The following is a 10,372-nucleotide window of genomic DNA, read 5'->3' as shown; positions in this document are numbered from 1 at the left end:
GAGTCAGCTTAGTAAAATATTTAACTTTCTGGAACTATCAGACTTGCAGACCACCCCAAAAAGCTATACTTAACGACAGGTCATTTTGGACTGGTGTTTTGAGGACTTTTTACGCCGGTGATGACATTGGAGAACATTACTATGATATGTTCGGCCAGGATGGACAGGCTGGAAAAGGTACTGTGCGTGCAGATGGTTTTGGAGAAATTGTTACTCACCGCTTGGAAGAGGGGCTTAATCATAGATTTACTGAGCTGATGGCGCGTAATTACACACACACATCCCAGAGTAATGACCCGAGAAAAACCCGACTAGAACGGTTAGCTGCATATGAAATGACGGAAGTAGAGGAAAGTGAACTAGGTTATACAGTACAGGCTAAATATAACCCTGAGTATGATTCTTCTCCCTTTGCCAACGGAAAGAAAAATCCCCCGGCTGGTTTCCAGAAGCCCAAAGCGTTTTTATCACGTCCCGTTGATTTAGTGATTTGCGCTGGAGGTAAAAGTAGTCAGCTGCGTAATAGGTATATGAAGGATAAGCCTGTAACGGTTGCCCGAAGCTATGGTGTTTGTAGCTGGGAAGGACCGAAAGATCAGCGTATTCAAAATGACCGGCTGGATACCTTTCCGGATTTTCGTGGCATGGTGGTACTTGATCAACAGTTTCAGCAGTTTTTCCAGGGGCAGATGGAATTTCAGGTGGACAGAATTGAGGGGTTAAGTTCAGATGAGAGACGCTTTCTTGTGCAGCAAGCAAATGAGCAGTCAAGAAGTGTCCGGCGCTTGAAGGCATCAACCCAAGGAAGAGCGATGCAGACCCGGTGTTTTGAAAATAAGAATCTGATCTATATCGGGATGGAAGTGCCTGAAGAGTTTAATCAATTCTGTCAGAAGATTCAGAAGCAGTTAGCTGTATTGCCTGTACCTGAGTTTGATCAGAAGGGAGTAAAACGTTCAGAAGCTGACCATAAGAAATGGCGTGATCAGCGTGCAGCCAATGTACAGAAAGCACTATCCAAGGCATGGTTTCAAACAGTGGCACATAGTTATGGCATTGACCAGTCGCTGGGTGTTACAGCAGATAAGATTAATGGCCCATTTGCGGCTGTATTCCCTGTACAGCAACATCGGGTTAAGAGAAATGTGATAGAGAAAAAATCAGGCTCCCATGAAGTAGTCATCACCGTTGCCGGTGATGCTGCTGCCAGTCCCCACTTTATGCGCTATAGCGGCTTGACGGGAGCCAGAGAGAATGCACTACATCTGCAGAACTATACAAAGACTGTGAGCCGGTTGGGGAGCCAAGGTTCACAGGGCAACTCATCGGCACGGAGTGTAGCGCTGGAGGTACTTGAGAAAGAACAACAGAGAACGGGGGATTTTGTGATCAAGCGAGGAGAAATTTTCCTGGGAAAACAATCGAGAATAAAACAGTTATTAGGAAGGTATTCGCGCTCTTCATAAGGCAATATTAGCGGTGTTAAAGCCGCTCGTGAAAACGTCCTGTATCACAGCTTAAGTATAGTCGTTACAACCCGACTCGCACCAACCAATCCATCGTCGTTTTTATAGTCAGGCCAAATTTGGCTAGGAACTTTTCTTTCATCTTTCTTTCTCATCAGTCAGTATTGCCATGGAGGTTATGTTGGGCCGTGAATATTCAGGTAGTTTGGATGGCAAAAAAACTTCGGTAGTCCGCTCACCCGCAAATAAATGAGCCACACTTGGGTTTTTTGATAAAAGCATCTACTGGGAAATGTCATTATCTGTGTTTATGACCTTCAGTCATCTCATTAAAATCCCCATTTTTGGAATGATCGGGGTCTCCCTGTGGGAGTATATAACGGTCGTATTGATAATGGTTGCTGGATCAGTAACAGGTTCGTGGCTGGACACAAAAGTTCGCCTTAAAACTAATAATGAAAAACTGTTTGTAGTTATTAAGTGGTTATTAACGATTCTGGCAACCAATATGGTTGCCAGAAGCCTGTTTTCGATCAGCTAGAACTGGCGGTATATCCGGGCTTTATTTTTTTCTGTTGTTGTAGCCATAGAATGGGGGCTGCAATGATGAGCATGGCTACAGCATAAACCATTTTCCATCCCAGTCCCCAAGCCAGCATCAGGCAGACCAAGCAACCAAGTACAGTTACCCAGTGATATTTAGCAGGTAACAGCCTGAAGGCTGCCAGCATAGAAGCCAGGTAAATGATAACAAAAACCCCGTTGACCCATGACACCAGGTCCTCCAGGTCTTGATTGGTAAGGTGAGTAATGATCAGGATTGCTGCCATTATCATCAGTACCGTGGTAAGAGCCCGCTCTGAAATACCATGCTGATTTTGTTTACTGAGCCATTCTGGAAGAATGCCTTTCTGACTGAAGCTGAGTGCCAGGCGGATAAGGCTGGCGGTATAGACATTAACGGCAGCTATGCCTCCTGCCAGCCCAAGAGCCCCAATAACAGGTGCTCCCATGCCACCAAAGAGTTGATCAAATATGCCCGCCATAGCCAATGGAGAGTCTGTTGGAATGGCAAGGATCAACCAGGTACAGGCCAGATAGATACTTCCGACAATAATCACCCCAATCATCATTGCTGGCTTAAGGTCTTTTTCGGGGTTTTTAAAGTCATCTGACAGGTGTGACATGGCCTCCATGCCAAGAAAACTCCAGAATGCAAGACCTGTGGCCTGAAGAACCCGGCTACTGTCTATCATGGCTGGTGTCTGGCTGTGAGGGACATCAGCTATACCCCAGGCGAACATCATCACCATTAACACCGCTACAATGGCGAGAGTAAGCATCAGTTGAAGCGTTGCCGAGATATGTATGCCACGAAAATTAAGAATATAAATCAGCACCAGAAAACTCAGCTGTATGATCAGGATCATGGAATCCGGTACCATGAACAGAGCATCGATAAATTGATACGTCATGATAATTGCAGCGGGTGCTCCAAGTGGAACGGCCAGCATGAAGATGATGCCAATGGTTCTGCCTGCAATGGAACCAAACGCTTTCTCAACAAAATAGGCGGGGCCTGCTGCATGATGGAATCGGCTGGCCAGGCTGGCAAAAACCAGTGCGACCGGAAGAATGGTGAGTGTCAGCAGAGCCCATGCCCATAATGCACCATAGCCTGCAAGTTTTATGGTTAACTGTGGAAGAATAAATACACTGGTACCCAGCAAGGTCGTGGCGAGCAGTCCTGCTCCCTGCCAGCGACCGATTCCAGAAGGTCTGTCCTGCACTGCGGTTGCCTTTGTCATATCGTTATTTGCCAATGGTTTACAGCTTCAACTATAGAGCAGTTTCACATAACATTCCGTCAGCCTTACCGGGCATTTCACCTGTTCTTCCGTCACATTGACGGTAGAGTCTGGAGAATCACTAATTCATTGGAGGGATCTTGGATAAGTTTGACCAGGCGATTATTGCAGAGCTTAAAAAAAATGCCCGCGCCAGTGTATCGTTTATTGCTTCGCAGGTTAATCTGTCTCGATCTTCAGTGTCTGAGCGAATCAAGAAGCTGGAGCTTAATGGTTTTATCAGGGGGTACCAGGTTCTGCTGACGGAGTCTCAGAAAGAAGGGGTTTCTGTTTATTTTGAAATTCAACATCAATGTGCCCGATGTGCGGAAGTGATTCCGAAGTTTCGTAATATTCCGGAAGTGGTTACCTGTCATGGAATTTCTGGTGATATGGATCTGCTGGTTTTTGTCAAAGCTGATTCCATGCGGCGTATCCATGAGATCAGGGAGTCTCTGGATATGATGGACGACATAGTCAAAATAAAGACCCACGTTGTCATGAGTGAGTGGATTGATAATCGCTAATGTCTGTGCTCTGTTACCATGATTGATAAAAGCATTGCTCAGCTCCAACTACCGATTGGTCAGCCGGTTCAGATCGTTCGGGTAGATGAAGTTAACCGTAAAGACTATCAGCGTGTGCCGCACCGGCATGATTACTTTGAGGTGATCTGGACGGAAGAGGGCAGGGGGGCTCATTGTATTGACTTTACAGAGTATCCACTGCGACCGAAAACACTCTATCTGATTGCTCCGGGGCAGGTACATCAGATCATATCGCCACCGGACCTGATGTATGTGATGTCTTTTCAGATGGACTTTATTGGTGCCGGCTATCGGAATCAGCTGCTTCTTCAGGAAGCCTTTGCCACCTTCAGTATCGAACGGGCATGTATTTCTCTGGATACTGATGGCTATCGCCATCTGGATTACCTGGGAGAGATGATGGAGTATGAACTCAAACGCTCAACGACTGACTGGGATCTGCTGGAAGCGCTGCTGACCGCTTTTCTTCATTATCTTACCCGGTATTTTCCCGACAATAACCCTGAGTCTGTCTACTTTGACCCTAGGGTGATGAAATTGTTTGAGCTGATAGAAAAGCATTATCGTGAGTACCGGCACAACAATTTCTACGGTGATGAAATTGGATTGACTCCCAAGAGGTTGAATGAGCTGACCCGGCAATATGTAGGCAAAACGGTGACGCAGCTGATTCATGAGCGTGTGATGGTAGCAGCCTGTCGTGAACTGGCTTTTACTACGAAGACCGTTCAGGAAATTGCCTTTGGGCTTGGCTACGAAGATACCAGTTATTTTTGCCGGTTCTTCCGCAGGGAGATTGGAGTATCACCGAGGAAGTTTCGCAGTCAGGTGTTTGCCTGAGTGCTGATATGACTAACTGGTTGGATGGCCAGTTGGTAACATGCCCTGGGAGCATATCGGACTATTTCTCGTTACGGTCGGCTAAGTCCGGCAGACTCCTAGACCTTTACACGACGATAATGACTTTTTACCAGACTGCCCAGCAAAACGTCGGTTTTCAGGTGCTCAAACTCGAGAGGTCGCTCCAGATGGGCAAAGAGCGGGATCCCCTCACCCAGCAGCACCGGAATCGTGGTGATGATCATCTCATCAATCAGATCGCACTGAAGAAACTGTTGAATAGTAGCGCCGCCATCAATATAGAGGTTTTTTAAACCTCTGCCATTCAACGCAGTAATAATCTCCTCCGGTGTGCCCTGGATCAGAGAAGCTTTATCATCAACATCTGCCGGTACCATTTCCAGTGAGTTGCTGGCTACATAAACAGGTTTTGGGTAGGGCCACTCACCGTCAAAACTCAGTACGGTTTCGAAGGTATTTCGTCCCATCACCAGTGCGTCAATTGTTGCCATAAAGTCGGCAAAGCCCATATCGGAACCATCGGGATTGGGTATGGAGTGAAGCCAGTCCAGACCACCATTTTTATCGGCAATAAATCCGTCGAGGCTGGTGGCGATATATACGCAGTTGGACATATTACAACTCGGTATGAAATAAGGTTGATAGATAAATTCTACAGCGTAGAATTTGTGCGGCCAGTCTAATGAGGTCTGCAGATGTCTGTCAAGGCGAATAAACCCGTGAAAAAGCGAGGCCGTCCTTCTGTCTTAAAAGGGCAGATGAGTACGGAAAAGATAGTACTGAAGGCGAAAGAGCTGTTAAAAGAAGAAGGAAAAATTCCCAGTATCCGAAAGCTGGCCAGTGCTCTGGATGTAGATGCCATGGCCATTTATTATTATTTTGAAAATAAAAACGCATTGCTGGAAGCCGTCACTGTCTCTCTGGTGGATGCCATCTATGATCCTGTTCTTTCTATTGATTGGCATAAAGAGCTTCATCAGCTTTGTCTGAGTTATCTGCAATTGCTGCAAGATCATCCCGGGTTGTTAGAGACTCTGTTGAGCATGGGTAGTCATGGGCCTGCTGAGGTGTTTATCGAACGATTTGAACGGGCCGTTTCGCCTCTAAATTTACCGGACACTTATCGAAAGTCCGCGCTTGATTTGCTGGTGGACTACCTCCATGGGTTTGCTTTGGCACTGAACTGTCAGCAGGCTTCCTCACTTTCTGTAGAGCTTCTGGATGGACCTTTGATGCTCTATATAGACATGCTTATGTTAAAAAAACACCATAAAAAGTAGAAATGATCCATTTCTAAACAATGTTTATAGATGGAAAATACCATTCATGATGTGTCAGTCAGTGACTGTCGTTTGTTTTACCGGATGAATGGTTTTATGGCTTCAATCGATCTTCGCAATCACCCAATTCCTTCCAGCTTTCTGCATTACCTGCTGCCCGCTGTCAGTGGAATGGTGGTGAAATCTCTCTACGTAATGGTAGACAGCATTATGGTGGGGCGTGGTGTTGGTGCCGATGCACTGGCAGCGCTCTCGCTTACCGTCCCGTTTTTTGCCCTGTTCCTTGCCATGGCGCTGATGATTGGTGTTGGTGGTGCTGCACTGATGTCAACCCAGTTTGGCCGGGGTAACCGGACAGAAGGACAGAAAATTTTTAACCAGTCAATATTAATGACACTGGTTATTAGTGGTCTTCTGGTCACCGTCGGTTTTACCTGGCTTGATGAATTCGTGTTAATGACCGGTGCCAGTGATGCTCTGTTTACCATGACCCGGGACTATCTGGAAATCATGCTGATGTTCTTTATGGTCTATGCCATGGGCTGGGTGCTGTCATGCTTTGTTCGCAACGATGGCAATCCACGGCTGACGATGTATTCGCTGGTGGCCAGTGCACTGACCAATGTCGTACTGGATTATCTGTTTATCTTTGTCTTTCCCTGGGGGGTGAAGGGTGCAGCTCTGGCGACAGGTCTTTCCCAACTGGTCCTGTTTGCGGGGGTCATGACTCATTTTATCCGAGGTAAAGGTGAGCTGCGTATCCGTCTGAACCCTGTTGGGCTGAGCTGGGTTGGAAAAATTTTCAGTACAGGACTGCCGACGTTTTTTATCGAATCAACCGTTGGGGTCAGTACGCTGATCTTCAACTGGGTGTTGATTCGTCATGGGGGGGATCTCTATGTCACAGCCTATAGTATTGTCATTAACGTTGCTGTGCTGGTGCTGTTTATCCTGATGGGCATTGGTCAGGCCTGTCAGCCGATTATCAGCTTTAACCATGGAGCCAACGAGGTTGGCCGCGGACGCGAAACTTTATTGCTCGGTATTAAATCCGCTATTGGCGTTGGTGTTGTTGCGCTGATGATGGCCAGCCTGGCTACCGAATGGCTGATAGGGTTGTTTGTGGTGGATTATCCGGCTCTGTCTGAACTGGCAAGCCTGGCTATGCCGCTCTACTTTCTGGCATTTCCAGCCATGGCGGTAAACCTGATGATTGCTTCGTTTTTTCAGGCGATAGAAAAGCCAACGCTGGCCACGATACTGTCCTTAGGAAGAGGGTTTGGATTTGTCTTGACAGGTCTGATGGTAATGCCCTGGCTGATGCCAGAATACGGAATCTGGCTTGTGGTGCCTTTTGCTGAAATGGTGACGCTGTTGTTCAGCCTCTACCTCTATTATCGCTATCAGGCTCGAACTGTTCCTGCAGTACCTGTCGTTCTCAATACCTGAGGGGCAACAAACCTGACGGTTTAAACTATAAAGTGGCTAAGGCATGTTCAATGGCATTAGCTACTTCATGGTCCCAGTTTAACTGTCCGCTTTGATATCTGCCTATTCGACCATACAGGATATCAGAGTCTACAACGATCAACTGGCTGTGAGATGAATCCAGGGCTGGATGGCAGCTGAGTTCAATGGTTTGCTGCATTAATTGTGAAAACAGCTCTGGTTGGAATGAAGATGGTGAGAGTACTGGTATAGAACGTTGTATGAACAGGGCGCACTGCTCTGTTACGAGATAGTAATGCAGAGCCCTGGAATTAAAACCGTGCCCACTTAAACCATACATCACATAATCAGACGGCCATCGTGTCAGTAACTGATCGAGATGAGCTTCAAGGTTATAAAGAGGAATATCTGTCGGACATGAACCCAAAGCAATCTCTGAAAGTGGTATTAAATGATCAGAGAGGTTCTTGGGCACTGGAGGGAATGGAACGCCAAGCGCTTTCAAGTTTACAGCAATATCAGCGAGTGAGATTACATTTATATCCATTGAGTCGTGTGTATTCATAAATGGTCCCTGTCTTCCATGGATACTAGCTTAAAATATGGCCGTAGAAAAATAGCTCCGGCTGATCGCATGCCTCTGATTAACTTCATCATTACTCAGCAACTTGTTTCTCAACATATAACCTCTGACAATGCTGCTTTCACTATCAGACAGTTTTTCATTTGAATTATATTTACTGAGAAGAGGCTGGATACGAATCGCTTCTTCTTTCAGGGCCATACGTTCTTTTTTGACAATATCCTCCATTGAGAGAGTAAGAAACATCGTAGCTGGTTCTTTTGTTGTTGGATCACGCCACGTTTGCCAATCATCGACTATCCGCCCTCCACAGAACAGTGCCCGACTGTGTTGCTGAATCAGGATTATTCTTTCCTTCAGAGCATTTTTAACAGTTAGGCCAAAGCAGGCTGGTAATGACTCACATAACAGCTCTGCATCAAGCTTCTGTAAACGATCATAAGACTTACTAGTCATCAGTCTGGGGTAGCCAACACGGCACCCTTTGCGCCATTCAGCGTATTTGTTGTCAGCGGATGGTGCAATGATGTCTCTGAACGGATAAAGACAGGTATCGTTATCAATACCTACTACCCGGCCAGTTTTATAGTCTATAAAGAAGTTGTCATCGTGTCGGTCTGGTTGCGCACAAATGGCATCCAACAATTCAAGGTCAGCCAGTCCGTTGAATATTTTGTTCTTTGTGTTCCAGTTGCCCTGCTTATCAACCAGTTCTTGATAGCCCAGTTTTTTCTCCCTTTGTGTGGCTGTTGAAGGTATACGTGTCTTGGCAGATGACCCAGAAACCAGCTCCATTTCAAGACCGATTTGATGGTCATGCTCACAAAACGACATGTCCGGCATAACGTCCATACTCAGCATCTGGGCAATTTTTCCGGTTGCCAGGTTTCTAGCTGTAAGATTGGGATGGTTTTGGTCATGGTATGATTCGGGAGAAATAATGCTTCTCCAGGCTGATCTATCAATAGCTGGCTCAGGTTTGAAGACCCTTCGGGCTTTACCTTTTCGCGTTTTATAGGATATCAGGTAGACGGTATTCTCTTTTCCATTGCCGAGAACTCGGGGGGGGAATATCGGGATCCAGTAGCTGGTCTGACCAGTGGCCGGGAAGTGTCACTTCATCGTTCAGGTCATAGCCAACGCGCTTAAACTCCATTGCTCCCTGCCAGCTGATTTTCTCGGCAACTGCAGGCAAAGCTGGCGAGTCTAAAACCTGAAATAGAAGTACTTGGTCGTTTTTAAGTTCTTGGACTTTGCTCTTTAAGTTATTGATTTCTGCAACGTCCAGTTCTCCATTTTGCTCTTGGATAATCCTGAGCAATTCATTTTGCAGGTTTTCATTTTTTTTCAGGAGAAGACTCACCTCTCTCTCTGAAGCACCCTGTCCCAGTGGGATTTTTCTGGATAGTTGTCGCTCATAGTCATCGATGTCTCTGTGTACTTGAAGTGCTCTGACCCCTTTACGTAACTGTTCAGATGTTTCTTTTGTCTGATGTTTGCGGGAGGAGAGGGAGAGTAGCTTTTTCTGGATAACATCGGGCTTATTGAAACGTTCAGTGACCCTTTGCTGAATCGCCTGTTTTCTTGTGACCAGCTGATCTGGCGTTAAATAGACATGGCTTATAGACTGGTTATAAGCTGACAACTGTTCTTTTGCTTGAATCACCTCTGTTCTAATACTGTCAGAGCTTATCAACTCCAGCTCTCCACGCTCAGGCAGGTTTCTGATACGGCTGCGCAGTAATGAAATCTCTTTGGGGACTCCTCTGGCTATATCCGCCTGTGCCTGTTGCCACTCTTTTTTTACCAGTGCTTCAAGACGGCTCGCATGACTGATACTCAGTGAGTCGTTTCTGCGTCCCAGAATAATCGTTACACCCTGACCAAATGGGTTTTTCAATATTCTGGTAACCAGACCGGGAAATAGTTCAGCTGAGCCAATTCTGGGATCCAGGGTTGATGGCAGCTCAAGGGTTGCTGCAGGTCTTTTGCCATGATATATGCTAAGAACCTGCTGCTCTGGGGATTTTAGTGCTGAACGATCAATCGGTTGGTAATGACATGTCTTGGAGACTGCGTGTTGCTGTTGCCCTGACATAATCACTTTATAAGCTTGGCTGGGCTTCAGAATTATGTCGAATGGTTGCTGGGGGTCAAGCCCCGGCGGTTGTCTCTTTTCCCAGTAATAGCCCTGACCTTTTTGAGCGAATAATACCAATCGCATTTTCTAAATCCTTAAGCTGCCGCCAACTATGCTTAGGCATCATTACCATGCATTATCTAGAACAGATGTCTCGTCGACCACAGCTACCCGAAGGTTTTAATGATGTTGATTTTC

Annotated in this window: 11 protein-coding genes; 6 read left to right on the top strand and 5 right to left on the bottom strand. The window is 46.3% G+C overall.

Features of this window, described 5'->3' with window-relative positions; genetic code table 11:
- On the top strand, positions 1–1,466 hold a 1,466-nt coding region (locus AK963_RS20620), incomplete at its 5' end, for a hypothetical protein (RefSeq protein WP_238593805.1).
- A gap of 533 nt (positions 1,467–1,999) precedes the next feature.
- Here AK963_RS20620 and yjeH read toward each other — a convergent pair.
- On the bottom strand, positions 2,000–3,274 hold the full coding sequence (yjeH, locus tag AK963_RS20610; RefSeq protein ID WP_066017311.1) for an L-methionine/branched-chain amino acid transporter: 1,275 nt from the start codon (positions 3,272–3,274) through the stop codon (positions 2,000–2,002).
- Between the two features lie 140 nt (positions 3,275–3,414).
- Between yjeH and AK963_RS20605 the strand changes: the two genes are divergently transcribed.
- The gene (locus AK963_RS20605; RefSeq protein WP_066017310.1) at positions 3,415–3,840 is read left to right on the top strand and encodes an Lrp/AsnC family transcriptional regulator; all 426 of its coding nucleotides are present in this window, start codon (positions 3,415–3,417) and stop codon (positions 3,838–3,840) included.
- 18 nt (positions 3,841–3,858) lie between these two features.
- Entirely contained in the window at positions 3,859–4,701 is an 843-nt protein-coding gene (locus AK963_RS20600; protein WP_066017309.1) for a helix-turn-helix domain-containing protein, read from the top strand.
- Positions 4,702–4,799: 98 nt separating this feature from the next.
- On the opposite strand, the gene AK963_RS20595 is transcribed toward AK963_RS20600, so the two are convergent.
- Positions 4,800–5,336 (bottom strand): dihydrofolate reductase family protein, encoded by a 537-nt coding sequence (locus AK963_RS20595; protein WP_066017308.1) that lies wholly within the window; start codon positions 5,334–5,336, stop codon positions 4,800–4,802.
- A gap of 81 nt (positions 5,337–5,417) precedes the next feature.
- Here AK963_RS20595 and AK963_RS20590 point away from each other — a divergent pair, with 81 nt between their 5' ends.
- Together AK963_RS20590 and AK963_RS20585 are read left to right on the top strand one after the other, a co-directional pair.
- The gene (locus AK963_RS20590) at positions 5,418–6,002 is read left to right on the top strand and encodes a TetR/AcrR family transcriptional regulator (RefSeq protein ID WP_066017307.1); all 585 of its coding nucleotides are present in this window, start codon (positions 5,418–5,420) and stop codon (positions 6,000–6,002) included.
- A gap of 30 nt (positions 6,003–6,032) precedes the next feature.
- Positions 6,033–7,451: an MATE family efflux transporter gene (locus AK963_RS20585; RefSeq protein WP_238593804.1), complete on the top strand. Its 1,419-nt coding sequence runs from the start codon at positions 6,033–6,035 to the stop codon at positions 7,449–7,451.
- Between the two features lie 25 nt (positions 7,452–7,476).
- Here AK963_RS20585 and AK963_RS20580 read toward each other — a convergent pair whose 3' ends face one another.
- From AK963_RS20580 to AK963_RS20570, 3 genes are all read right to left on the bottom strand, one after another.
- Positions 7,477–8,016 carry a hypothetical protein gene (locus tag AK963_RS20580; RefSeq protein WP_066017306.1) on the bottom strand — a complete coding sequence of 180 codons (540 nt, stop codon included), beginning with the start codon at positions 8,014–8,016 and terminating at the stop codon, positions 7,477–7,479.
- Between the two features lie 30 nt (positions 8,017–8,046).
- Complete coding sequence (locus AK963_RS20575; protein ID WP_139117557.1) at positions 8,047–8,886, bottom strand: protein kinase family protein; 840 nt, start codon at positions 8,884–8,886, stop codon at positions 8,047–8,049.
- A gap of 160 nt (positions 8,887–9,046) precedes the next feature.
- Positions 9,047–10,132, bottom strand: a complete 1,086-nt coding sequence (locus tag AK963_RS20570) for a hypothetical protein (RefSeq protein ID WP_238593803.1) — start codon at positions 10,130–10,132, stop codon at positions 9,047–9,049.
- A gap of 41 nt (positions 10,133–10,173) precedes the next feature.
- Here AK963_RS20570 and AK963_RS35695 point away from each other — a divergent pair.
- A partial coding sequence (locus tag AK963_RS35695) for a hypothetical protein (RefSeq protein WP_238593802.1) occupies positions 10,174–10,372 on the top strand: 199 nt, incomplete at its 3' end.

It is taken from the genome of Endozoicomonas atrinae, assembly GCF_001647025.1.
GTDB lineage: Bacteria > Pseudomonadota > Gammaproteobacteria > Pseudomonadales > Endozoicomonadaceae > Endozoicomonas > Endozoicomonas atrinae.
The sequence above is the reverse complement of the archived record's forward strand: the minus strand, read 5'-3'. Positions and strand labels throughout refer to the sequence as shown.